Annotated in this window: 12 protein-coding genes; 6 read left to right on the forward strand and 6 right to left on the reverse strand. The window is 70.4% G+C overall.

The genetic code is table 11. The annotated features are described in order from the left end of the window. Window positions 1–200 precede the first annotated feature (200 nt). From IE287_RS31500 to IE287_RS31515, 4 genes are read right to left on the reverse strand one after another with little or no spacing between them, the layout of a single operon-like run. Complete coding sequence (locus IE287_RS31500) at window positions 201–1,439, reverse strand: TIGR02679 family protein (protein ID WP_229883861.1); 1,239 nt, start codon at window positions 1,437–1,439, stop codon at window positions 201–203. Next, window positions 1,430–5,575 (reverse strand): TIGR02680 family protein, encoded by a 4,146-nt coding sequence (locus IE287_RS31505; RefSeq protein ID WP_189852653.1) that lies wholly within the window; start codon window positions 5,573–5,575, stop codon window positions 1,430–1,432. Before IE287_RS31505 ends, IE287_RS31500 begins: the two co-directional genes overlap by 10 nt. Next, window positions 5,572–6,819 carry a TIGR02678 family protein gene (locus tag IE287_RS31510; RefSeq protein ID WP_189852654.1) on the reverse strand — a complete coding sequence of 416 codons (1,248 nt, stop codon included), beginning with the start codon at window positions 6,817–6,819 and terminating at the stop codon, window positions 5,572–5,574. Before IE287_RS31510 ends, IE287_RS31505 begins: the two co-directional genes overlap by 4 nt. After that, complete coding sequence (locus IE287_RS31515; protein ID WP_189852680.1) at window positions 6,816–8,372, reverse strand: TIGR02677 family protein; 1,557 nt, start codon at window positions 8,370–8,372, stop codon at window positions 6,816–6,818. Before IE287_RS31515 ends, IE287_RS31510 begins: the two co-directional genes overlap by 4 nt. A gap of 250 nt (window positions 8,373–8,622) precedes the next feature. Between IE287_RS31515 and pglW the strand changes: the two genes are divergently transcribed. Both pglW and pglX read left to right on the forward strand, forming a co-directional pair. Then, entirely contained in the window at window positions 8,623–13,266 is a 4,644-nt protein-coding gene (gene pglW, locus IE287_RS31520; protein ID WP_189852655.1) for a BREX system serine/threonine kinase PglW, read from the forward strand. Continuing rightward, window positions 13,263–16,880 (forward strand): BREX-2 system adenine-specific DNA-methyltransferase PglX, encoded by a 3,618-nt coding sequence (gene pglX, locus IE287_RS31525; protein WP_189852656.1) that lies wholly within the window; start codon window positions 13,263–13,265, stop codon window positions 16,878–16,880. The genes pglW and pglX overlap by 4 nt, the downstream gene beginning before the upstream one ends. Window positions 16,881–16,950: 70 nt before the next feature. On the opposite strand, the gene IE287_RS31530 is transcribed toward pglX, so the two are convergent. Then, the gene (locus IE287_RS31530) at window positions 16,951–17,160 is read right to left on the reverse strand and encodes a DUF397 domain-containing protein (protein WP_189852657.1); all 210 of its coding nucleotides are present in this window, start codon (window positions 17,158–17,160) and stop codon (window positions 16,951–16,953) included. Beyond that, a complete protein-coding gene (locus tag IE287_RS31535) occupies window positions 17,142–17,984 on the reverse strand; it encodes a helix-turn-helix domain-containing protein (RefSeq protein ID WP_189852658.1) in 843 nt (280 codons plus the stop codon). Before IE287_RS31535 ends, IE287_RS31530 begins: the two co-directional genes overlap by 19 nt. 189 nt (window positions 17,985–18,173) lie before the next feature. Between IE287_RS31535 and IE287_RS31540 the strand changes: the two genes are divergently transcribed. The 4 genes from IE287_RS31540 (at window position 18,174) to pglZ (ending at window position 25,609) form a co-directional block, all read left to right on the forward strand. Next, window positions 18,174–18,404: a hypothetical protein gene (locus tag IE287_RS31540; protein ID WP_189852659.1), complete on the forward strand. Its 231-nt coding sequence runs from the start codon at window positions 18,174–18,176 to the stop codon at window positions 18,402–18,404. Continuing rightward, the gene (locus IE287_RS31545) at window positions 18,401–18,643 is read left to right on the forward strand and encodes a hypothetical protein (protein ID WP_373307932.1); all 243 of its coding nucleotides are present in this window, start codon (window positions 18,401–18,403) and stop codon (window positions 18,641–18,643) included. The genes IE287_RS31540 and IE287_RS31545 overlap by 4 nt, the downstream gene beginning before the upstream one ends. 181 nt (window positions 18,644–18,824) lie before the next feature. Further along, window positions 18,825–22,718, forward strand: a complete 3,894-nt coding sequence (gene pglY, locus IE287_RS31550; RefSeq protein ID WP_189852660.1) for a BREX-2 system ATPase PglY — start codon at window positions 18,825–18,827, stop codon at window positions 22,716–22,718. After that, the gene (gene pglZ / locus IE287_RS31555) at window positions 22,715–25,609 is read left to right on the forward strand and encodes a BREX-2 system phosphatase PglZ (RefSeq protein ID WP_189852661.1); all 2,895 of its coding nucleotides are present in this window, start codon (window positions 22,715–22,717) and stop codon (window positions 25,607–25,609) included. The genes pglY and pglZ overlap by 4 nt, the downstream gene beginning before the upstream one ends. Window positions 25,610–25,617 lie beyond the last annotated feature (8 nt).

Here is a 25,617-nt window from a genome sequence, read left to right on the forward strand (position 1 = left end):
GCTCCAGGATCGCCACGCACTCCACGTGGTGCGTCATCAAGAGCACGTAGGAATCGAGGCCGGCCAGCAAAGCAGCAGGTCAAAGGCCACATGGATCGCCATTCACAGCCCCTCGTGAGGGTCCATGCGTCAAACGAGCGTCACTGGTCCTGGCATCGGTCCCGGTCTCGGCACGTCGCATGTCTCACCAGCCGCACGTCCTACCCGAGGTCTGCCAGCAAAGAGTCCAGAACAGCCTCCTCCTCTATACGCACACCGTGCTCAGCGAGGGCAGTTGCCAGATCCGGATCCCATGGCGACAGAGCCGAGATCCCGGTCAGAGGCAGGAGAGCAGAACCGGCAGCGGCTACCGCCGCACGGTATTCCTCGGCTGTGTAGCGCCATGGCTGCCACGGCACATGCTGGTGCAGTGTCGTGGCGATGCGCAGGCCGCCCCAGTCGAAGTCGCCGTGGTAACGAAATTCGGCACGGAGCTCGTGGAGGTGCGCCAGGAGGGCCAGGGCGGCAGCCGACGGCTGGCCCTGGAGGCAGACCAGCGGAAGGGCGTCCGGGCCGTAGGTGTCGGCCGCAGCCGACAGGACGGCGGGATTCTCACAGATGTGGACCACCGGCGGTGTGGTCCGGGGCGGATGGTGCGCGAGCTGGCGAAGGGTGAGTACGCACGGCTCCCCCATGTCGGCCGTCCAGTCCAGAGCGGGGGTCCCTCGGAGGTTGAGGGTGAGGACTGTGGAGGAGACGTCGTCACGGAGAAGGCCGGCGGAGGCCCAGGCGGCCCGTCGCCAGGCTGCGCCCGCCCCGTCCGGATGTCCGGTGAGGGCACGGATGCCGGAGAGGCAGAGCGTCGCCGGGGGTGTGCCGTCGTCCAGTGCGTGGGCGCTGCCCAGGATGTCCGCGGCGAACACGGAGAGGGAGCGCGGCGGCTCGGCCGGCAGTTCCCGCAGGACGCGAGCCACCTGATCGAGCAGCGATCGGGCGGCCTCAGGCGTACGGGCGAGACGCCGCACAAGGCCGTCTTCGCGTACCCGGCCGACCCATTCCTCGAGGGACGGAACCTCTCCGGCGAGCCCGGTGAGCGGAGCGTAGGCCTCCGCCCAGGCCTGGTCCTCACTCCGGCGGACCTCTTCGAGAGGGACGACGGGGCCGGTGAGCGTCGTCACGGCCACCGTCAGGCCCTCGGGGCTGACGCCTGATCTGACCAGCACGGCATCCACGGCGTCGAGCCGGACCGTCAGCACCTTGCCATCACCCGGGGCCCGGCCCAGCAGCCGCTCGGCCGCGGACCGTTGGGCCGGGGTCGGCGCGGCCAGGGAGACGGGTCCGGTGAGGGACTGTCCGCGCTCCAGCCGACGGCGTACGCGCTCCAGCAGCCAGGCCAGATCGGGCCCGCCAAGGAGGCGGCGCAGGCGGGCTTCGTCGACCGGAGGCCTGTTCACGTCCACAGGGGCTCCGGGTCCGGCGTGCGCACCGGGTCCTCGTGACGGGTACGAGCCGTGCCGTCCCATTCCCAGCGGGTGACCAGAACGGCGGCCACCTCGTCGACGCGGGACAGCTGGGCGATGGCGATGCCCGGTACCTGCGGATAGCAGGCCCATTCCCGTTCACTGGTCATGACCACATCCAGGTCGAAAGCGTGCAGGAGGCCGAGGCACTTGGCGCGCGAGTCGTCGTCGACGCCCGCGAACGCCTCGTCCAGGGTGACGAGTCGTGGTGCGTACGGGCTGGCCGCGCTCGCGTAGTGCGAGGAGGCCGCGGCGAACAAGGGCACGGAGACCGCCAGGACGCGTTCGCCTCCGGACGCGGGACCGGTGGCGGGTACCCAGCGACCGTGTTGCTGCCGCTCGACGGCGAACTCGTGCCAGGAACGGTAGTCGAGGGCCGCTGTGAGGTGTTCCAGCCAGCTGCCGGCCGCGTCCTCGGTCTGCTGGCGGGCGATCTGCGTCTGCAGGAACTCCCCGACCGCGGCCCGGTCCTCGGGAGTCCAGGCGTCGGCGGTCTGGAGCAGTCGGCCACGGGCCTGGGCAAGGCCGGCAGGTGCCTTGCGGGAGGCCCGCCACACCAGGCGCAGGGTCATGCCGGTGGAGGTCGGACGGTCCTCCAGCTCGGCGTTCATGGCGAGCACGTGCCGTTCGGCGGTCGCGATAAGTTCCTGAAGAGTACCCGCGACCTCGGTGATGAGGTGGGTTTCGAGAATCTCGCGTTCATTCGCGGAGAGGATGCGGGTGAGTTCGCCGACCTCGACCGCCAGCGCCTCGGCGAGTTCGGGTACGGCACGTTCGCGGCCCTGGTAGACGATGTCGACGATCATCCCGTCCTCGACCATCCGGGCCGAGGCGGTATGGCCGTGCCGGGACAGCGCGTCCTGAAGGGTTTTGAGCTCTTCGCTCAGACGCCGCTGTACGCGCTCCCAAGCACCGTCCGAGTCGTCCGTCGTCGACAGCTCCGCTTCGAGGGAACGGGCGAGGGCGATGGCCGGGGTGGCCGCCCAAGGCCCGTCGGCGGCGGCCGGTACGGCGAGTTCGGGAAGCGCGACCGTGATCAGCCCGGTGGCGGTGAAGCGCTGGAGCGCGGCAATGGCCTCGGAGCGCGCGGAGGCAGCCTCGGTGACGGCCTTCTCCAGCTCTTCGATCCGGCCTTCGGCCCGGTTGGCCTGCCGGTCCGCCTCCGTGCGACGGTCCTGGAACGACCGCTGATCGGCGGCGCAGCCGCGCATGGCCTCCGCGGTCTCCGCCAGCCGCCGTTCCAGCTCGGCCACGGCCGCGCCCACGGTCGAGCGCAGCGTGGTGAGCCGCTCGTCCGCGGCTGCCGCCTCGCGGGCGGCCTCCTCTGCGCGCAGAGCAAGTTCGGCAGTGCGCTCCCCTGCCCGGCCGGCTTCCTCACGCTCCTCCTGCGCCTGCCGTGCCGCTTCGGTTCGCTCGCGCAGGGCGGGCCAGAGTGCGGCCAGGACGGCCGCGAGTTCGACGAGGGCCTGCCGTACGACGACTAGCGCCGGCCGGTCCGGGGGCAGCCCCAGATCGGCGGCGGCCTCCTGGAGCTCGGCGCTCGCCAGTTCCGACCGCCCGGCTGCAGCCAGCGCGTCGGCGGCCCGTGCCTCACGACGGGACCTGGCCCGGCGCGCGGTGTCGGCGGCAGCCGCCGCGCGGGCGTGCGCCCGGGTCAGCGGCCCGTCGTCGGGCACCGCGGCCAGTTCGGCGTCGAGCGTACGGCGCCGGGTCTCCAAACCCTGCGCGTGCACGGCCTCGGATGCCGCCTCCCCCTGGAGAAGGGAGAGTTCGGCGCGCAGGGTGGTGATACGGGTGCGCCGCGCGGCTTCCCGGGCGCCCTCGCCGATGTACTCGGCCGCAGGTTTGGCCCACCGGCCGATGAGGACGCCTACGCGGTAGCGTCCGTCCGGAGCAGCCCACGTGCCCGCCGTCGGCTCGGTGCCCCTTAGCCCGGCGCCCGCCTCCGCGATCCCGGCAACCGCGCCCAGACCGATCGCCGAGAGGAGCCGACCCACGGTCTCCTCACCCACGTGGACCGCCTGGGCATCGCCGCGGTCAACGGCCGGGCGGAGCACGTCGGCGAGCGACGGCCCGTCGACCGGCCCCGTCCGCGCGTCGAGGAGTACGTCGTGACCGTCAACCGCCAGGGCCGCGCCGTCTGGGCGCACCCACGCGTCCAGCAGCCCGGCCGCCTCCAGGGCCGCCTCCAGGCCGGCGCGCTCCCGGTCCGCGACCTCGTCCCGGAAGTCGACCAGCCGCCACAGTGGGGCGCCGGGCGCCTGATCGCGCAGACCGGGGTTCCGGGTGTACAGGGCCTGCGGTCCACGGCGGCCGCCGGCCCCCAGCTCGGCGAGTTCCTGTTCCGCGTCTCGGGCACGGGCCGCCAGGGCCGCCCCGCGCTGCGCTGATTGCGCCGCCTGGTCGGCGAGTACCGCTGCCGTGGCGCTGTGCGCGTCCGATCCGTGCCGGCGTGCCGGGTAGGGCCCGTCCTGGTGCTGGGTCCACTCCTGGAGCTCGTCCAACAGTCCGACCGGGTCGGCGTACGCGAGCTCCTCGCACCGGCCCGCGTGCTCGCGCACGGCGTCCACCAGGGCCCGGCCCGCGGCCGTCACCTTCTCGTCGGCCGCGCCCTGTTCCTCGGCGGCGTGCGCCAGGTCGGTTTCCGTCTCGTCGAGCCGCAGTGCGGCGGCCCGGCGCTCGGCCGCCGCCGCCTCGGCGCGGTCCGCAAGCTCCTCGACATGCGCAAGGGTGCGATGCCGGCGGTCGGTCGCCTCGGTCACAGCGGCGCGCAGTTCGGCCGCCGTCAGCCCCTCGTCCCCGGGCAGGTCCAGCCGGGCCGCCTCGGCGGTTTCCCGCGCGAGGCGAAGCGTGTCCTCGACTCGCTGCCCGGCGGCCCGGAACCGGTTCTCCGCCGCCGCGAGGCGCCCGAGCGCCCGTGTGTGCAGCAGCGCGGCCTCCTCCCGGTCGGCGCGTGCACGTGCACTGTCCTGCCCGCACCGTTCCAACGCCTTGGCGGCCCGCTCCAGTTCATGAGCGCTGCGCATTTCCGGGCCCTCACGCAGGGCTGCGTCGACGGCCTCCAGGCGGGCCTGTGTCTCGGTGAGCGCGGCGATCCGCTCGCCGGCCGCCGCCCGCTTCTCCTCGGCTGCGGCTTTCTCGGCCTGTGCCTCGGCGAGATCGCGCAGCAGGTGCTCGTACTTCGAGTGCTCGCTGCGCGGGAGGCGTGCGCGCCGGCGGGAGGCGATGCGGGCATAGCGTCGGTAGTGGTCGAGGAACGCAGAGGCCGCGCGCTCGGCCGCGCCGGCGGCCCGTAGCTCCTCCTTCTCCTCGTCCAGGGAGCGGAATGCCTCGGCCACGTCCGCGATGACGGCCTGGTCCATGGGCGGAAGCGCTTCGGTGAGCGCGCGGGAGAGGGCGGCTTCGTTGGGGCGTTTGGACAGTTGGGGCTGGCGCAGCTGGATGAGCAGGTCCACGAGGGCGCCGTAGCGCTGCTCCCCGAGCCCGAAGAGCGCCTCGTCGACGGCCCGGCGATAGGTCTTGGCCTGGTCGTAGACCATTCCGTGTCCCGCGACCGCCTCGATGAGCCGGTCCCGGGACAGCACCGTGCCGGTGGCGTCGAGGAGGCTGAGCGACCCCTCCGACACCGCCCCGGCCGGTGCGTGGTCGATCCGCTGGGCGGTCACCGCCCACCAGTGCCGGGCGATGCCGCGCCCGCTGACGGCCTTGAGCCCGCAGAGAAGCGTACGGAACTGCTCCTCGCCGCTCACCTCGTCGCGGCGGCCGAACTCCACCCAGGTGTAGCCGAGCCGTTCGGAGTGGAGGTGCTCTCCGCCGAGCAGCAGATTCCACTCCATCCTCTTTCCGGCGTCTCCGTCGGGCTCCACCCGGCGCGCGCTGAGGTCCCCGTCCAGGAGGAAGGGCAGGGTCAGGGCGAGCACCTTGGATTTGCCTGTGCCGTTGTTCCCCCGGAGCAGCAGCCGCCCGTCGCGGAAGTGGAATTCCTCCACGTCGTAGTGGAAAAGATCGACGAGACCGATCCGCAGGGGCTGCCAGCGGGCGCGCGCGGGGACCGGGAGTATGGCACGGGGGGTCAACGCTGATGAGCCTTTCGCTGCGCGGGCACCTGAGCGGTGCCGACTGTGCGGGGTTCGAGTACGACGGTCTCGCCGACCGCGTACCGGGCGAGCGCCGGGCGTGGCATCACCCCGTCAGGAGTACGGGAGACCAGGCCGAGGGCGGCGAGCCGACTGACGGCCTGCTCCACGAGCTCCCCCTCAGCTCCCGGCTCACGGGCCGACTTCGCCCAGAAGCCTCCGTGTTCGGCGGCCAGCGCGGCGACACGGCGTTCAAGGTCTGCCGTGGAGACGACCGGACCTTCGGCACTCGTGAGGTACTCGGCGAGCAGCAGGGTGACGTGACCGTGGGTGCCGGATTCCGGCATGCGGAGGTCGGTGAGGTCGTCGTCGGGGTCGACCATGGCGATGCCTTCGGCCCTGACCTCGGCCACCAGGCCCGTCAGTTCGGTGATGCGTGCGGTGAGGAACCCGCGCTGCCGCGTGAGGTAGCCCAGCTCGGCATCGGTCAGTTCGTCGTAGTAGAGCACGGGGTCGTCCAGCAGTCGGCGGGTCAGCGAGCGGCGCATCGCCCGGAACCGGAGTTCGTCGCTGTCGAGGGCCGTTTCGGCGGTGAGCCCGACGAGCCGTTCGTCCAGGGTGGCGGCCGGGATGGTGGACGGGCCGCGTCGGGTCGCGAGCAGCCCGGCGAGCACCCGCCGTTCGACGTCGTACAGGACGTCTCCGGCACCGCTGACGTACGCCTCCTCGTCGCCGGCGACGCGCCGCAGTACTCCGAGGCCGATCAGGAGGCGTACGACGGCGGCGAGGTCGAGGCGCTCGTCGCGGCGGTCCAGGGTGAACTGGATGCCCGTCGCGGCCAGCTGCGGATCAGCGGCGTCGAGGACGACCTGGTCGGCGAGGCGGCCGAGCGCGATCTGCGCCTCGCCGCGTTCGAGGGCGGCGAGGGCGAGGCAGAGCAGGACGTAGCGACGGCGGGTGAAGGGGGCGGCGCTGCGCGTGGCCTCGCGGGCGGGGTGGGTGGCATCGGCGAGGTGGGCCGGGATCTTGCCCAGCCGGGCGGTCCCGGCGTCGACCTGGAGGGACCAGCCGGTGTTGCGGTCGAACCACTCACGCAGGTCGGAGGCGTGCCGCCGGACGAGACGGAAATCGTCGGCGTACGCACCACCGGCGAGCAGCAGAGGCTGCTTGAGCAGAGCGCGGGCGGCCTTGCGCAGTTCCGCGGCGTGCTGCCCGTCCAGCACTTCGGCGAGCGGAGCACTCACAGTCCGTCGGCTCCTTCCGCCAGATCGATGATCTCGATGGTGTGGTCAGGGCCGCGGAAGACGCCGCCCGGAGTGCGGACCTCGGCCGCGGATCCATCGGCCAAGGCGGTGAGTCGGATCTCCATGGACCCGTCGTTGCTGGTGGCCACCGTGTGCGTCATACCGGGCCGCCAGGTGGCCAGGGCGTCCCCGAGGAGCTGGAGGAAGAGCCGGAAGCTGACGGGATCGAGCTCGCCGAGCCCGGACAGCCGGGTGATGCCGTCGGTGACGAGCCGGGCCCGCGCGGCCGCGACCTCCGCGGCCTGCTTGACCGCCACCTCGGCGAGCCTGCGGCGCGCTTCCTGCCGGTCCTCCACTTTGCGGGGCTTGCCGCGCCGCTCGTAGCTGCCGGTACGGCGCAGCTGCGGGCTGATGCGCAACGGCTCGGCGTCGGCCCATGGGGTGGACGCGGGATCGGGATGGGCGGCACGGGCGGCCAGCGTCTCGGCGTCCACCGTGAGGTGTCGGGCCGGGTACAGCCCGAAGGCGGTGCGCCACAGCCGGTGCCGGGAGTCGTCATCGGGGGCCTCGGCGAACCAGCGGGCGAGCGTACGGAAGTCGGCGGAGCGATCGGAACGCCCGGCTCGGCGCTCGTTCAGCGACCGTACGACGGCCAGCAGCTGGGGTACGGCCCCGAGCGCACGGCCGCGCAGCAGCCGGGCCTGCGATTCCCGGCCGTCCCGGCTGAGGAACCAGGCCGCCAGCCCGGCCCACCGGCCGGCCCACCGCTCGTACGCGGCCTGCTCGGCGTACGTGGCCTCCTGCGGCGTGGCATCGGCGGCCTCGCGAGCGGCAGCGGCGCGCAGCAGTGCCTCGATGCTCCCGCCCTCCTCCAGCTCCAGGATCAACCGGGCGATGCGGCCACCGAGGGTGATCAGGTCCTGGATGAACCGTTCCAGGTACTGAATGAGCTGGTCCTTGTAGGCGAGGAAGACTTCCTCCCCCACGTCGTGGAGGTCGATGGTCCGCTGCAGGGACCCCATGAAGGCTCGCGCGTTGTCGGCGAGCGCCCCGAACCGACTGGCGAGCCCGTCCAGCGCGAGATGTGTCTTGGCCGGATCCGGTGTCTCCTCGGCTGCCAGCACGAGGAGGGCACGGAGCTGGGTGACGATGTCGTGCAGCGCGACGGCCTGGAGCGCACCCCGGCGCCCGAGCGCCTCGTCGTAGGAGGACAGGGCCTCCTCGGCCGCCTCGCCCTCCCGGGTGAGCTGGTAGATGTACCGCTTGCGGTAGAAGTCCTCGACAGCCGTGACCCGCCCGGTGTCCGGGTCGGCGCGCAGGTTCCCCCACGCGACCAGCTTGTCCAGGGCTCCGACGACCCCCTCCAATTCGCCGGGCCGTACGGCGGCGGGCAGCCCGGCGTACACGTCCTCGGGCCGCAGATGTACGGCGAACCGCTCCTTGGCCACGAGGAAGGCGCGCATCACCGAGCGGTAGAGCGGCACGTTCGGGGCGGTGAGATGCGCGAAGGGCCCGTACTCGTCCCGCGGGCCTGCCGGACGCGGAGAAGTCATGTCCATCGCCTGCCATCCTCCCGGACCGTTCTCCGTGATCGGCAGGGACTTAAGTACTTGGCCGATTCGCACCGCTCTTGATCGCGCCTGCCCTGCACTCGCGGCATCCGCAAGCCCGGGCGCTGCCCGCTTCGTCGCAGGTGCCCCGGATGTCGAGGCCCACCGTTAGGATCTACCGAGAGCTTTGTCTACCGCCGGATGGCCGAGCCAATCAGCTCTTCAGCACGCAGCGACGAAGCGGGGGCCGCACATGCGGGAAGGCCGGTGGACCACGGTCACCGAGTCCGAGTACGAGCACGAGCACCGCGGCCTGGAAGCCATCCGCGAGAAGCTGCCGGACTCCGATCCCTGGCGGGCCTGGTCGAACTTCACCTTCACCGCGAACACCGGGCACGTCCGCGAGATCGATCTCCTCGTCATCGCCCCCGGCGGCGTCTGCATGATCGAACTGAAGAACTGGCACGGCTCCGTGACCAGCGAGAACGGCACCTGGGTCCAGACCGCGCCGAACGGTCGTCGCGTCCTGCACGGCAACCCGCTGCACCTCGTCAACAAGAAGGCCAAGGAGCTCGCCGGGCTGCTCGGCCAGAACGGCAAGCGCGTCTGGGTCGCCGAAGCCGTCTGCTTCACGGACGACGGCCTGCGCATCCGACTGCCCGCCCATGACGAGAACGGCGTCTACACCGTCTCCGAACTGGTCGCGATGCTGCAGCAGCCCCCGCGTGACGAGCGCCGACGCATCACCGCCGTCGACTCCCGCGAGATCAAGGTCGCCCTGGAGCGGGTCGGTGTCCGCCCCAGCGATGCCAAGTACAAGGTCGGCCCGTACGAGCTGAAGCGGAAGGCCTTCGACTCCGGCGAGACCTGGGCCGACTACCTCGCCGAGCACACTGAGCTGCCCGAGGTGGCCCGCGTCCGCATCTACCTGCGCGAACGCGGTTCGGACACCTCGATCCGGCAGTCCGTGGAGAACGCCGCCCGGCGCGAGGCCGCGGTCCTGCGCCGCTTCCGGCACCCCGGCGTCGTCCAGCTCAAGCAGTACGACCCGTCCGGGCACTCCTCCGGCCCCGCCCTGATCTTCGACTACCACCCGCACACCCTGCGTCTCGACGAGTACCTCTTCCAGTACGGGGAGAAGCTCGACATCCTCGGCCGCATGGCGCTCGTCCGCCAGCTCGCCGAGACGATGCGCTCCGCGCACTCCAGCCGCATCCACCACCGGGCGCTGGCCGCCCGCTCCGTCCACGTGCTGCCACGCAACCGGGGCCGCGAGGGTCAGGCCGTCGGCGAGGACGCGGCCTGGCTCTCCCCGCACCTGCAGATCTCCGACTGGCAGATCGCTACCCAGCGCAGCGGCACGGGCGGCTCCGGGGAGGGGATGACCCGGTTTGCACCGACCGCACTGTCCGCGATGCACCTGGCGGAGGGCTCCGACCCGTACCTGGCGCCCGAGCTGACCGCTCTCAACGCCGACCCGGTCTACCTCGACGTCTATGGCCTTGGCGTCCTCACCTACCTCCTGGTGACGGGCAAGGCACCGGCCGCGAGCCAGACCGAGCTGCTGACCCGCCTCGAAGCCGGTGAGGGTCTGCGTCCCAGCTCGCTGGTGGACGGCCTCTCGGAGGACATCGACGATCTGGTCCAGGCGGCCACCGCCTACCGGCCCGGCCAGCGCCTCTCCAGCATCGACGAGTTCCTCGAGATGCTGGAACTCGTCGAGGACTCCCTCACGACCCCCGCCGCGCCCCCGGTACCGGAGGCCCCCGAGAAAGACCCGCTCGAAGCCGTCGCCGGCGACGTACTGGGCGGCCGCTGGCAGGTCCGCCGCCGCCTGGGCACCGGCTCGACCAGCCGCGCCTACCTCGTCTACGACCAGGACCACGTGGCGCGCAAGACGCGCCCGCTCGCCGTCCTCAAGGTGGCGCTCTCCGACAGCCGGGGCGAGATCCTCGCCCACGAGGCCGCGGTCATGGGGCGCCTGCGCGCCGACTCCCGCGTGATCCGGCTCGTAGAGCCGGAGCCGTTGAAGATCGCCGACCGCACGGTGCTCGTCCTGGAGTACGTGGGCGACGAGCGGGAGGAGACTGGCGAGGGCGAGGAGTCGGGAGCCCCCCGTACCCGCCGCCGCGAGGAGACGGTCGCCCGCCAGCTGCGCGAGAGCGGCCGCCTCCAGATCGACCAGCTGGAGGCGTACGGCGACTACCTCTTCGGCGCGGTCGACTTCCTGGAGGGCGAGAGCGTCTGGCACCGCGACATCAAGCCCGACAACATCGCTATCCGCATCCGCCCGAACCGCACCCGCGAGCTCGTCCTCATCGACTTCTCCCTGGCCGGATACCCGGCGAAGGACTACGAGGCCGGCACCGAGGGCTACCTCGACCCGTTCATCGGGACGCTGACCCGGACCGCCTACGACTCGCACGCCGAGCGGTACGCGGTCGCGGTCACCCTGCACCAGATGGCCTCCGGCGAGCTGCCCAAGTGGGGCGACGGCTCGGTACTACCCCGCATGACAGACCCAAGGAAGCACCCGCACCCGATCATCGCGAAGGACGCCTTCGAACCCGGGGTGCGCGACGGTCTGGTCGCCTTCTTCGAGAAGGCCCTGCACCGGGACGCCGCCCAGCGCTTCCCCGAGCTGAAGCCGATGCGGGACGCCTGGAAGAAGATCTTCCTGGACGCCACGCAGGCCGTCCCATCCAGCCACCGCTCCCGCCACCCGGAACACTCCGAGACTCCGTCCCTCGACGCCGGTCAGGCCACCATCGCGGACGCCGAGCCGCTCACCGCAGAGCAGCAGCGCGAGCAGCTCGCGGCGGAGGTCACCCGCGAAACCCACCTGTCGGCCGCCGGCCTCACCCCTGCCGCCGAGGCGTTCCTGTACGGGCTGGGCGTCACGACGGTCGGGGAGCTCCTCGACTACAGCCGCCGCAAGCTCCTCAACGCACCCGGTCTGGGTGCGAAGACCCGCAGCGAGGTCCAGCGTCGCCAGCGCGAGTGGGGCGACCGGCTGCGCGAGACCCCGATCTCGCCGCTCACCCCGAGGGGCCGGGCCGAGGCCAAGGAGGAACTGGCCCAGCTGTCCGCCACCGAGTCGGCTCTGCTCGGCACCCTGGCCAGCGGAGACTCCGCCGGGGGCCTCACCGGCTCCGCGCTGCGCGCGGTCAGCCTGGACACGCTGGCCACGATCTTCGTACCGGAGCTCAACAACAACCGCTCGAACCACAACAAGGTCGAGACGGTACGCCTGCTCCTGCGTCTTCCCGACGCGCAGGGCGAGCTCCCCGATATCGGGGTCTGGCCCAAGCAGAAGGACGTCGCGGACGCGCTCGGCCTGTCGGCTGGCCGGATCCCGCAGCTCCTGAAAGAGGAGCGCAAGCGCTGGAAGAAGCACCCGGCGGTGCAAGCCCTGCGCGCCGAGATCATGGATCTCCTCTCCGATCTGGGCCGGGTCGCCTCCGCCGCCGAGATCGCCGATGCTCTGGCCGTGCGGCGCGGTACGCAGCTGTCCGAGCGCGAGCAGCGGCGCGCGCTGGCGCTGGCCGCAGTACGGGCCGTGGTGGAGGTGGAGCAACTGGAGCCTGAGGAAGCCGAGTTCCAGCACCAGCCCAACCGCAAGGCCACCGAGGAGGCCCTGGGTGCAGGCCTGCTCGCCCTGGATGTCCGCGAAGACGACGCCCCGGACACCCCGACGGCGCCGGGCCTGCTCGACTATGCGACCCGTCTGGGGAAGACGGCCGACCGCCTGGCCAAGCTCGAAACCCTGCCGACGGCGACGACGGTACTGAGCGAGCTCGGCTCCCTCACCCCGCCGCCCGGCTCGGTGGAGTGGGACGAACGCCGCCTGGTGGAGCTGGCGGCCGCCGCCTCCCTCAACGCGGCGGCGACGCCCCGCCTGGAGATCTACCGGCGCGATCTGTCGCTCGTACGCGCCCTGCGGCTGACCCAGGCCGGTCTGGTCCGGCTCATCCCCGGCGTCCCCGAGGCCCGCCAGCCGGGCGTGACGGGCGAGGACGTCCACGAGCGCGTCCGGGCCCGCTTCCCCGAGCTGGTCCTTCCTGACTCTCGTGGCGGCTTCTCCCACGACCTCCCGACGGCCGGCCCGCTGACGAAGGCCCTACGAGACGCGGGCTTCGACTTGACCCTGTCCACGCGCGAGGACACCAAGACCCTGCGCTACCTGCCCACGCGGATGGACAGCGCGTCCAGCTACCTGACCACGGGTGCGTGGAGGCAGGCCACGGACGTGGGTGCGGTGACGCGGTACGCGGACGACCCTGCCCTGGCGGGTGCGGTCCGCGCGCAGGAACGCCTGGCCGCTTCGGCCCGCCGCGACGGCTACCGGGTCCTGACCGTGCACCACCACCGCCCGGAGGAAGCGGTACGGGCACTGGGCGCTGCCCCCATCTCCGCCCACGCCGTCTCGGTGACGGCTCTCTTCCTGGAGGCGATGCACGCGCTGGCTCCGGAGGGGTCGAAGCCGACGTGGGAGACGCTGCTGAAGGCGGACGTGGCGGAGGCGGGCTCGCGGGGCGCGGTGAAGTTCGCGGAATACGCGCGGACGGCGTGGGGCGCGGTGGAGCCACAGGTCCGCAGCCTGCTGGACCGCGCCGCCGACTCGGGCCCGGTCCTCCTGACGGAGGCCGCGGTCTTCGCCCGCTACGACGCGATGGGCGTCCTGGACCGCCTGGCGGAGGCGGCCCGCCAGGGCGGTCGCGGCCTGTGGTTGCTGGTACCGCAGGGCGACCCGTCGAGGGAACCCAAGCTGAGTCAGGTCGCGGTGGCGTACCAGGCAGGCTTGGGTGAGTGGATCGAGCTTCCGGACTCGTGGGTCAAGGACGCGAGTACGAGCAAGGCAGCAGTGACGGACGGAACCGAGGGAGACACCAAGTGATCGACCGCAAGGCCCTGTTGAACGACCTGAAGCAGCAGGTCAAAGCGGTCGAGACGGACCTCGGCAAGCAGGTGAAGGCTGTTGCCGAAGTGGGCACCCGCTTGCGCACCGAATACGACCAGGCCCGCAAGCTGGGCCGCACGGCCGCGACATGGAACTCCTGGCTGGACGAGCGGGTCACCCAGGTCGCGGTGGCCTGGGTCCTGGGCACGGTTTTCGTCCGCTTCTGCGAGGACAACGAGCTGATCCCGGAGCCCTACCTGACGGCGCCGGACCCGGACCGTCGCGACTTGGCCCTGGCCCGGTACGAGGAGTACGTGGCGAACGACTCGGACCCGACCTTCCGTGGCTGGCTGGAGCGCGCGTTCGCGGACCTGGGCGCGGGCCAGGCGGGCCGGCTCCTGTTCGACCGCAAGCACAACCCGCTGTTCCAGATCCCGGTGTCCCACGACGGAGCGCGGGAACTGATCGCGTTCTGGCGCGAGCGAGATGAAGCGGGTGTGCTGGTCCACGACTTCACGGACAAGCTGAACGAGGACTGCACGGAGGGCTGGGACACCCGCTTCCTGGGCGACCTGTACCAGGACCTGAGCGAGGCGGCCCGAAAGACGTACGCCCTACTCCAGACCCCGGAGTTCGTGGAGGAGTTCATCCTCGACCGGACCATGGACCCGGCGGTTCGTGAGTTCGGCTACGAGGGCCTGAAGATGATCGATCCGACGTGCGGGTCGGGGCACTTCGTACTGGGGTCCTTCCGCAGGCTGGTCCGCCTCTGGGCAGAGGATCAGCCGGGCAAGGACCGGCACGAGCGGGTGCGGGCTGCGTTGGATTCGGTGCATGGTGTTGACCTGAACCCGTTCGCGGTGGCTATTGCTCGTTTCCGGTTGCTGGTCGCGGCGATGGCCGCGAGTGACACGCGGACGATGGCCGAGGCCGCTAAGTACGAGTGGCCAATTCACCTGGCGGTCGGCGATTCACTGATCAAGGCCCGGCAGCTGGAGCTCACGCTCGGCGGGGAGGAAGATACCGAGGACCCACTAGCTTCCTTCACATACGCCACAGAGGATGTGCACGAGCATCCTGCAATTCTGCAGCAGGGGCGATATCACGTGGTGGTGGGAAATCCTCCATACATCACAGTAAAGGACAAGCAGCTAAACACCTTGTATCGGGAGCTGTACGACGCCTGCGCCGGCAAGTACGCTTTGTCGGTGCCTTTCGCGCAGCGGTTCTTCGAGCTAGCCGCACGCGGCGATTCAGGCGGTCGCGGCTACGGCATGGTAGGGCAGATCACTGCGAGCTCTTTCACGAAACGAGAGTTCGGATCGAAGCTGATCGAGACATACTTCGGACATACAGTGGAGCTGACCGAGGTTATCGACACATCTGGGGCATATATTCCGGGGCATGGGACCCCCACAGTCATTCTGGTTGGTAGACGGCGGGGGGGTAGCGGCCGCTCCGAGACGATCCGCACCGTACGACGCGTTCAAGGCGAGCCATCCACTCCCGCAGCGGGCGAGGAAGGCAAGGTCTGGAAGGCGATAATCGAACAAATCGACCAGCCGGGGACGGCAAGTCAATGGGTATCAGTCGACGACTTGAATCGAGCCCGCTATTTCGGCAGTCAGCCGTGGATTTTGGCCGATGGCGGCCTTGAAATGGTCGAGCAGCTCGCACTTCATGCGGTGTCCAAGATTCGGGATTGCGCCACTGAAGTCGGAATCTCTTCAGTACCCGGCGAAGACGACCTCTACCTGCTCCCCGCCAACGGAAGCGGCGAGCGAAATCGTGTCGAGTTCGTACGCACGATGGTCACGGGCGACATTATCCGCGACTATCAACTGTCTCCAGCTTTTGACGCAGTCTGGGCATACGATCACGAGTTCAAGGTTCTACCACTCGACCAGATCCCCAATACGGAGCGATACCTGCGCCCATATTGGTCAATCATTTCGCGCCGCCGCCGCTTCGGCACCCCCATGCTCCAACGCGGACTGACCTGGTACGAGTGGCAGGAGCTATACCCGGCAAAGCTCCGCACTCCCCTGACGATCACATTCGCCTTCGTGGCTACCCACAACCATTTCGTGCTCGACAGGGGCGGGAAGGTATTCAAGCAGTCTGCCCCTGTGATCAAGTTGCGAGAGGGGGCGAGCGAGGAGGAGCACCTGCAGCTTCTTGGGCTGCTCAACAGTTCCACGACTTGCTTCTGGATGAAGCAAGTTAGCCACAATATGGGAAGCACGGTGGATACGAAGGGAGCCCGCCAAAGCACGCTGCCTTTCGAAGACTTCTACCAATTCAACAGCACACCACTCCTGGATTTCCCTCTCCCCGCCGCGTACCCCACTGCCCTCGCCACTGCGCTTGATTCGCTCGCCCAACAGCTCAGCGACTCCAGCCCCTCCACCCTAGTTACTGAAACCACCCCAGCCGCTCCTACGCTCCGCCAAGCCAAAGCTAGGTGGGAGTCCATCCGTTCCCGCATGATTGCGCTCCAAGACGAGTTGGACTGGCAGGTCTACTCGCTCTATAAGTTGCACCCCGAGGACTTGCGCGGCTCCGAGGATCCTGATTCCCCGGACATTCCCGAGCTCACGCTCGGTGAGCGTGCCTTCGAGATCGTGCTGGCCCGCCAGATCGCCGCCGGTGAGGCAAGCGACGAGTGGTTCAAGCGGCACGGGTCCACGCCCATCACCGAGATTCCTGCCCACTGGCCCACCGCCTACCGCGCGGTCGTCCAGAAGCGGATCAATGTCATCGAGTCGAGTCGCGCCATCGGGATGGTCGAGCGACCGGAGTACAAGCGACGGTGGGCCACCGAAGGGTGGGACGCGCTTGAGGAGAAGGCGCTCCGCTCCTGGCTGCTCGACCGGATCGAGAACCGTGACCACTGGTTCGACGAGAACGACATGCCCGCCCTCGTCAGCCTCTCGCGGCTCACCGACGTGCTCTCCCGTGACGAGGACTTCGTCTCCGTCGCCAAGATCTATGCGCCCCGCAAGGAGCTGCCCGCCGTCGTCGCCGAGCTGATGACTGACGAGCACGTGCCGTTCCTGCCCGCCCTGCGCTATAAGCCCTCCGGGCTGAAGAAGCGCGAGGACTGGGAGCACGTCTGGGACCTCCAGCGGCAGGAGGACGCCGCCCCGGACGAGCCGGCCAAGCGGAGGATCCGGGACACGATCCCCGTACCGCCGAAGTACACCTCGGCGGACTTCCTGCGCCCCTCCTACTGGAAGGCGCGCGGCAAGCTCGACGTACCCAAGGAGCGGTTCATCTCGTACGGGCAGACCAACACCTCCACGCCCGACCTCTACGGCTGGGCCGGCTGGGACCACCGGGAGCAGGCGTACGCGCTCGACGCGTACATCGCCTCTCACGAGGCACTGACCTCCGAGGAGCTGACGCCGTTCCTCGCCGGGCTGCAGGAACTCCAGCCCTGGCTCGAGCAGTGGCACGACGAGTTCGACGCTAACTTCGGCGCCTCACCGGCCGCGTTCTTCCGGGGCGACCGGCAGATGGTGCAAGGCGAGCACGGCCTGACCGACGACGACCTGCGCGCCTGGCGCCCGGCCGCCGCCACCCGAGGACGACGCACGACCAAGAAGTAGAGCACCGACAACGCCGGCGGCCTCCGCGAACCCAAGGGTTCTCGGAGGCCATCCGCTTTGTGGTCGTTCCTCAGCAAGGAAGTTGGCAGTCCTTGACGGCGGTGACGAAGGCCGACCAGCCACCCGCCGGGAACACGAGCACCGGACTGCGCGGGTCCTTGCTGTCCCGCACCGGGACGACACTCCCGAAGTCGTCGCAGACCTCGACGCACGCACCACCGTCCGGGTTGCTGTGTGAGCTCTTGCGCCAGGTCATGGCACTCAGGTCGATGGATCGCACGGCACTTCCTCCAACATGCGCAGGACGAACTTCCGCGACTCGGCCGGGGACAATGCCAGGTCGCGCACCGCATCGTAGGCGCGTTGTAGTCGCTCTACCGTGGCGTTTTCTTCGACCAGTTCGCCCTGATAGGCGTTCTCGGTGTACGCCACCGTACGCCCGTCCGGCATTCGCAGAAACCACACGTCGGTGCTCACCAAGCCGTGCGGCCCAGCACTCTCGGGCAGCACATGAATCGTCAGGTTCGGACGCTCGGCCATCTCGGCCAGGTAGCCCAACTGCTCCCGCCACGCCTGCTCATCTCTCAACGCCATCCGTAAGGCCGCCTCCGACAGAATCGTCCGGAACGGCGGCGCACCCTCCCCCTCCAGTAGCTCCTGCCGCCCCAGCCGCGCCTGCACTTGCTGCGTCAGTTCGTCCCCCGTGAACCCACCCGCAGCCAGCAACTCCCGCGCGTACCCCCGCGTCTGCAACAACCCCGGCAGCACACTCACCGCAAAGTGCCACAGGCTCACCGCCTCGGCCTCCAGCGTCATGTACCGCCGGTACCGCTCCTTGAACTGCGTCTTGTCCCCACGCGCCAGCTCCCACAACACGAGCAGCATCCCCGATGTTCCGTAGTGCTGGTCCAGCGCCTGCACCACCTCGGGCCCACCCAGGGTCTCGCCCTTCTCCATCTTCCCGAAGAGCGACCAGTCCCACCCGAGCCGTTCCCCCAGCTGCCGCAGGCTCGCCCCGCTCCCCGCGCGCAGCTGCCGCAGCTCCTCAGCGAAGCGCTGCCGCGGCTCCTGGCTCCGGCCCGTGACCACCCGGCGTGGTGGCATCGCAGCTCCCCTCCCTGATCTCCGTGGAAGGTGTGGAACTACCGCTGCGAGCCGGGGAACCACACCCCCACCCACGGTGTCGCCGGCCTCCTGCGGATACATGCTCGTAGTGCCCGGGCTACGCACCGTAATCCACCCCACACCCTCCGGTCCGGGAAACCAGAGCGCGACCAGCCGAAGGAGTCCGCCATGCCCACCTCCCGCCCCACCGCCCCCAACCAGCGCAAGATCAAGGAAGCCCTGGACGCCCGCGACGCCCTCGCCGCCGCTCTCACCCGGGCCGGCATCCAGTTGCCCGCCATGGACGTCCGTACCCCCTGGGCCGACGAGTCCCGCTACGCCCTCATCCACCTCGGCCTCTGCTCCGCGCCCGTGGCTCACGCCCTCGCGGAAGTGATCACGAAGGGCGCCTCCCGGTGACGGCCGAACCCCACCCCGGCCGCCCCGCCCTCGGCGAGATCGTCCGGGACACCCACCACAACCGCCTCGGCATCGTCACCGACCGCCTCGGCCCGTACCTCCGGCTCCGCCCCCTCGCCGGCGGCCGGGAATGGGACGCGGACCCGGAAGACACCGAGCCCCTCAGCCCACCCGAAGCCCTCCGTGCCCGCCTCGCGGAGGTGAACGCCCGCAGCCGCAAGCTCCGTCCGAGCGGGTGAGCCGACCGCCCGCCCCCTCGGCCCGTCCTTGTCAGTGCCCGATGCCATCCTGATCCACGGGAGATTTCCGGCCATCAGCCCCGTAACCAGCGATGATGCCGGACAATGTCCCGAGGAACTTGTCCCGGTACCGGCACGGACAGCGACGGCGACGGCCGTCAGAAGGTGAGCGAGACGCGCAATGGCCCAGCAGCCGCCCCTCCTCCGCGATGTGATCAACATCAAGGAGTCGATCTCCACGTCCGACTTCGTCCTTCAGCTCTCCGAGGCCACCACCCCCGAGGGTGCCGAGCTCGCGCTCAAGGACTACGTCGTCACGGAACGGCTGCTGGAGAACTTCGACGAGGCCCTCGGCCTCATCAAGGCCTCCCTCGACGGGCACACCTCCAAGGCCGCCTACCTCCACGGTTCCTTCGGTTCCGGTAAGTCGCACTTCATGGCCGTGCTGCACGCCCTGCTCAGCGGCAGCCCGGCCGCCCACCGCCGCGCCGACTTCGACTCCGTGCTGACCAAGCACGAGTGGCTCACCACGGACGGCAAGAAGTTCCTGCTCGTGCCGTATCACATGCTCGGCGCGAAGGCCCTGGAGCAGCGGGTCCTCGGCACGTACGTGAGCCACGTCAAGAAGCTCCACCCCGAGGCGCCGACCCCCCGGGTCTACCGCACCGACTCCCTCTTCGCCGACATCCACGCCATGCGGGAGCGGATGGGCGACGAGGCCGTCATCAAGGGCCTCGGCTCCGTCGGCGGGGATGCGGACGAGGACGACGAGTGGGGCGAGTCCTTCGCCTGGACCTCCGCCCTCCTCGACACCGCGCTCGCCGCCGAGGAGATCCACGAGTCGGGGTACGCGCTCAACCTCGTCGCCCCTTCCACCCCCGTGGAGCTGCGCGCCCGCCTGGTCCAGGACGCGAGCACGAACCTCTTGCCCGGCTTCACCCAGAACGCGCACGAGAACGAGCACGGCTTCATCTCGCTCGACGCCGGCCTGTCCGTCATCGCCGAGCACGCCAAGTCCCTCGGATACGACGGCCTGATCCTCTTCCTCGACGAGCTGATCCTCTGGCTCGCCACCCTCATCCACGACCAGAAGTTCGTGGGCCGCGAGGCCGGCAAGATCACCAACTTCGTGGAGGGCGCCGATGCCCGCCGCGCCATCCCGATCGTTTCGTTCATCGCCCGCCAGCGCGACCTGCGCGAGCTGGTCGGCGAGGAACTGTCCGGGGCCGCAGAGTCCTCCATCCAGGACACCCTCAACCAGGCGTCCGGCCGGTTCGACAAGATCACCCTGGAGGACCGCAACCTCCCCCAGGTCGCACACGCACGCCTCCTCCAGCCCAAGAACACCGAGGCCGCCGCGCTCATCACGGCCGAGTTCGAGAAGACCCGCAAGGTCCGCCAGGAAGTGTGGGACACCCTCCTCGGCTCCGACCGCGGGGCCGACGGCGTCGGCGCCGACGAGGAGAGCTTCCGGCTCACCTACCCCTTCTCCCCCGCCTTCATGGACACCCTCGTCCACGTCTCCTCCGCGCTCCAGCGCAACCGCACCGGCATGAAGCTGATGGGCCAGCTCCTCGCCGACCACCGCCACGAGCTGCGCCTGGGCGACCTCATCCCGGTCGGCGACCTGTATCCGCTGATCACCGCGGGCGGCGACAAGCCGTTCACCGACAGCCTCAAGGTCGTCTTCGAGGCGGCGGACAAGCTGTACCGGACCAAGCTGCGCCCGTTCCTCCTCGCCACGTACAACGTGTCGGAGGAGGTCATCGAGCAGTACACCCACCGCCCCGACAGCATCACCGACGCGGCCCTGCGCGGCCGGGTGAAGACCTTCGTCGGTGACAACCGGATCATCGGCACCCTCCTGCTCTCCGCCCTCGCGCCGAGCGTGCCGGCCCTCGCCGATCTGACGATCCGCAGGCTGTCCGCGCTCAACTACGGCTCGGTCGTCGCCCCGATCCCCGGCCGCGAGTACGGCATCCTGAAGAACAAGGTCGCCGACTGGGCGGGCCGCTTTCCGGAGATCAAGGAGACCGGTACCGACACCAACCCGGGCGTCCGCCTGGAGCTCTCCGGCGTCGACGTCGACTCGGTCATCGCGAACGCCAACGTCAACAACAACCCGGGCAACCGCCTCGCCCTCGCCAAGCGGCTGCTCGCCGAGGAACTCGACGTCAGCCACGGCCAGTTGGTCGAAGAACTGCAGTTCGTCTGGCGTGGTACGAACCGTTCCGTCGAGGTGATCTTCGGGAACATGGCGGACGAGGACGAGCTGCCCGACCATGACCTGATGCCCCGTGAGGACGGTCTTTGGCGCATCGCCGTCGACCTGCCCTTCGATGACGGCGAGTACGGCCCCGTCGAGGACGCCAACCGCATCCGGCGCCTGCGCGAGAAGCAGCAGGGCGAGCGGTCCCGTACCGTCGCCTGGCTGCCCACCCACCTCTCCAGCCAGCGGTACGGGGACTTCTGCCGCCTCGTCGTCATCGACAAGGCCCTCGCCGACGACCAGCGCTTCGACAGCCAGTACGCCGGCCACCTGAACGCCGACAACCGCACCCGGGCCAAGGGGCTCCTGGAGACCCAGCGCGAGTCCCTGCTCAAGACCGTCAAGGCGGCCTTCAAGCAGGCGTACGGGCTCGCCGAGAAGAAGCCCACGGACGTGGAGCTGGGCTTCGGCGACCACCTGGAATCGCTGCGCGAGGTCGACGGGCTCACCCTCTCCTTCGGCCAGTCGCTGCGCGACGGCATCCGGCACATCGCGGGCAAGCTGCTGGCGACGCAGTTCCCGGACCACCCGGACTTCGACCCCGCCCAGACCGGGGCGGTCGTCAAGGCCACCGACGCCAAGAAGGTCTTCACGCACGTCCGTGCCGCCGCCGAGGCCCGCGACGGCCGCGCCGAGGTTCCGTCCGGCGACAGGGAACTGATGAAGCGGATCGCCGGGCCGCTGCGCCTCGGGCAGCAGAAGGAGGCGTACTTCGAGCTCTCCCCGTACTGGGCCGACCACTTCCGCCAGCTCGCCCGCGAGAACGGCGCCACCGGCGACCTCACCCTGATCACGCTCACCGACTGGACCGACAAGCCGGCCCCGCGCGGGCTGCCGGACTTCCTCGGGCGGCTCGTCGTGGCGGCCTTCGCCGAGATGGACGACCGGGTCTGGGTGCGCGAAGGCATGCCGCTCGACCCGGCTCCCGAGCTGGCGCAGATCAAGGACCGCGACGCCCTGCGCAGTCAGCCGCTGCCCTCCCCCGAGGACTGGGAGGCCGCCAGGCAGCGCTTCGCGGCCGTCTTCGGGCAGTCGGCGCCCACCCTGCTGCGCGGACGCATCGTCAACCAGTTCGCCCGGCAGATCACCGAGCAAGCCCGCGGAGTTCAGGAGGCCGCCGCCGAGCTGGCCGAGCGACTGAGCGAGCACGCCGGTTTCCTGCACCTCGACCAGACCGCCGAGACCGGGCGCCTCGCACTCGCCCGGCGGGCCGTGGAGCTGCTCAAGGCCCTGACCGGCACGGCCGGCCAGGGAGCGGCCGGAGCGAAGAAGACGGTGGAGGCCCTCGCCCGTTTCGACCTCGGCGCGATGACCGCCGAACAGTACGGGACCTCGGTCAAGCAGGCCCGGAAGGTGGCCGAAGCGCTCGCCGCGACCTCCTGGAGCACTCTGGAGCTGGCATCGGCCGAAGGCCCCGAGGGCGAGGCGCTCCTCGACTCCCTGCGCAATGTCGCCCGCAGCGACCAGCAGCGCACGGACAAGCTGGAGGAAGCCCTCGTCCGCACCCAGCGCGAGGTGCTGGCTCTGCTCAAGCGGAACCGTGCAGTCTCCCCGCCGGTGGCTCCGAGCCCCGGCCCTCAGAGCCCCGCCGATGTTCCGCTGGACACGAAGACCAGCGATCCGCGGATTCCCTACGAGGGGTCTCCGACGGCGCCGTCCGCCCCTGCCCGGAAGCACCGCACGAGCGGGGCGCGTACGACGACGGCCTCGCACGCGGTGGCCGAGCTCCAGGCGGAGCTGGCCGAGCTGGCCGCTGCCGAGCCCGGCGTCACCGTGGAGATCACGTGGCGGGTGGTCGGCCGATGAGCGTCGCCTCCCCCGCCGTCGCCGTGCGCCTGAACCTCGCGACCGTCACCCAGTACCTGTCGTCCCAGAGCTCCCTCACCGCGTCCCTGAGCGGCAACGACCGGCGCCGTGCCGTGCTGCTGCGCTCGGCACCGCAGTGGGAGGGTCCGGCCGAGCCTTCCTGGGGGGACGGGCTGACGGCTCGCATCGCAGCCGCGCCGTCGCCACTGGCCGTGCACGAGCTGCTGCTGGACCATCTCGGAGGCACGGTGCCCGGACCGGCCGTACTCGTCGTCCTGACCGACCGCGAGCAGAACGAGCTGGATCCCGCCATCCTGGCGCGCGCGCACAAGAAGCGCGTCGACACCGTCGACAGCTGGGACGTGGTCCGCGACGCGTTCCGCGCCCAGCAGGTCGATCCCCGGCTCAAGGATTCCAACTGGGCCGCTGAGGCACTGCTGGACGCCACCCCGCCGAAGGGCGGCTGGCCTCCCGTCGCCGGCGGCATACTCTCCCGGCGCACCGCCCTCACCTCCCTGGCCCTGCGCAGGTTGCGGCTGGGCCGGTACGACAGCGAGGCGGAGTCCTCGGGCCGGGCCCCGGCCGGCGACACCCTGGACCCGCAGACGCTGTTCGGCTGGTCCCTGACCGCCGGCGGGCCCGAACTCCTGCTGAAGCTCCGCCGTCCGGAGCGAGAGGGACTGTCCGCGTTCCTCGGCGAGGAGGACCAGGCGGGTCACGCCGGACGGGCACTCCTCGCGCTGGTCGAGGCCGAACACGGCCCCGACGCGGTGGCCTTCGGGCTCGTCTGCGCCGCGCTGTGGGTCCACTGTGAGCCGGACGCCGCCGTCTACCGGGCTCGCGGGCGAGCGGAACGATGGTTGGGCGAGCAGCCCCTCGCCAAGGGTGAGGAGCTCGACCTCGTCGTGTCCCGGTTCGGGATCGCCTCCGAGGAGTACGTGGCCGCGCTGCTGACCTCCGCGTCCCGCGCCGGCGGCGATGCGGAAGCGGTGCGCGAGGCCCGCCGACTCAGTGACACCGTCCTGGACCGGGCCTCCGCGCTGGTCCGCCAGTTCGGCGCCGAGGATGCCGCCAAGGCCAGCGCGCTGCTGGCCGCGGGCCTCGAAGCACGTTTCGCAGCAGTGGGCCGGGCTCTGGCCGCCGGGGAGCCCCAGGCCGTCGCGGACGCCGTACGCACCCTGGGACAGCACAGGCAGGCCGACGGGCCGGAGGCACGGGCCCGGGTGGAACGGGCCCGGATGGGTCGGCGGCTGGCCCAGTGGCTGGCCGGTGACCCGGCCGTCACCTCGGACACGGTGGCCGATGCCCTGCAACGCCACATCACCGAAACCGGGTGGGTGGACCGGGCGCTCGAGCACATCGAAGCCGGCGGCGACCCGGACCCCGTCCTGAAGTCGGCGTACGACACGCTCGGCCGTCAGGTGCGCCGCAAGCGCCACGAGATCGACGGTGACTTCGCTCGCGCCTTGGCCGGCTGGACCGCTGCCGGAACCCGACCCGGCACGATGCTGACCGTGGAGACCTTCCTCGACCGCGTGGTGAAGCCGGTCGTACGGGGCGGGGCCGACCGCCGCGTGCTCCTGCTCGTACTCGACGGGATGAGTGCCGCGATCGCCTCTGAGCTGGGCGAGGAACTGCGTGCTTCGTGGGCCGAGTTCGATCCGCTGGACGAGGGTGTACCCCGCCGTCGCGCGATGGCCGCGGCTCTGCCCACGCTGACGGCCGTCTGCCGGACGTCCCTGTTCGCGGGCCGACTACTGAAGGGCACACAGGCGGAGGAGAAGAGGCTTTTCCCCGCCCACGCCTTCTGGGGCGGGGAGCCGGCCGCGGTCTTCCACAAGGACGATCTGCGTGCCGACGGCTCAGGGGACACGTTCGGTCCGGCACTCACGGAGGCCCTCGCCGACGGGCGCACGCACGTCGCGGTCGTACTGAACACCATCGACGACCGGCTCGCGAAGGAACAGAAGCTCGGTGACGGGGCCTGGCACCTCGACGAGATAGGGCTGCTGCGCGATCTGCTGCGGGTCGCCGCGGCTCAGGGCATGGCGGTGATCCTCACCAGCGACCATGGCCACGTCGTCGACCGGCGCGGGGTCAAGGTGGATGCCGGTGTACCGGAATCCGCCCGCCACCGCTCCCCCGGCGGCCCCCTGGATGCCACGGAGGTCGCCCTGTCGGGACCCCGCGTGGTCTGGCCCGAGCCGGGCGGCTCGATCGTCGCCCTCTGGGACGCCGACTCCCGCTACACCTCGCTCAAGGCCGGCTACCACGGCGGCGCGGCTCTGCGTGAGTTCACCATCCCCGTACTCGCTTTCCTGCCTTTCGGCGCCACTCCGCCCGGCGGCTGGCGAGAGCTGGGTGATCAGCGTCCGGCATGGTGGTTGCTCGACGGGCACACGCCCCTCCAGAACGCCGTTCCGGTCTCGGCGTCGGCTGCTGCCCGTCCGGAGAAGCAGAACCGGCACAAGCCGACGAAGGCGCAGGCCGAACTGGCCCAGACGCACGACTCCCTCTTCGACGTCGCTCTGGTTCCGGCGGCCGAACACGAGGGCGCCCTGGTCACACCCGTGCTGGTCGCGCCGGACGACGCGCTGATCACGGCACTGCTCGCCTCCGAGGCGTTCCAGGACCAGGTCGGACTACTGGCCCGGAAGCCGCCCCTGGACAAGCTGGAGAAGGCGATCCGGGCACTCCTGGAGGCCGGAGGCACCCTGCCCGTGACGGCTGTGGCGCAGCGCGTCGACTACCCGGCCACCCGCGCGGACGGCTTCGCCGCGGTGCTGCGGCAGGTCCTCAACTACGACGGAGTTCAGGTCCTGCAGACCCTGCCGGACGGACGGACACTCCGTCTCGACAGGAGTCTGCTGCAGCTGCAGTTCAGGGTGTGAAGCGGTGG

The organism is Streptomyces omiyaensis (genome assembly GCF_014650895.1).
Lineage (GTDB): Bacteria > Actinomycetota > Actinomycetes > Streptomycetales > Streptomycetaceae > Streptomyces > Streptomyces omiyaensis.

Excerpts from the sequence above, each read along its gene's own strand:
- IE287_RS31540 (WP_189852659.1), top strand. The coding sequence starts at position 18,174 with ATGCCCACCTCCCGCCCCACCGCCCCCAACCAGCGCAAGATCAAGGAA.
- IE287_RS31515 (WP_189852680.1), bottom strand. The coding sequence starts at position 8,372 with ATGACTTCTCCGCGTCCGGCAGGCCCGCGGGACGAGTACGGGCCCTTC.
- IE287_RS31535 (WP_189852658.1), bottom strand. The coding sequence starts at position 17,984 with ATGCCACCACGCCGGGTGGTCACGGGCCGGAGCCAGGAGCCGCGGCAG.
- pglZ (WP_189852661.1), top strand. The coding sequence starts at position 22,715 with ATGAGCGTCGCCTCCCCCGCCGTCGCCGTGCGCCTGAACCTCGCGACC.
- pglW (WP_189852655.1), top strand. The coding sequence starts at position 8,623 with ATGCGGGAAGGCCGGTGGACCACGGTCACCGAGTCCGAGTACGAGCAC.
- pglY (WP_189852660.1), top strand. The coding sequence starts at position 18,825 with ATGGCCCAGCAGCCGCCCCTCCTCCGCGATGTGATCAACATCAAGGAG.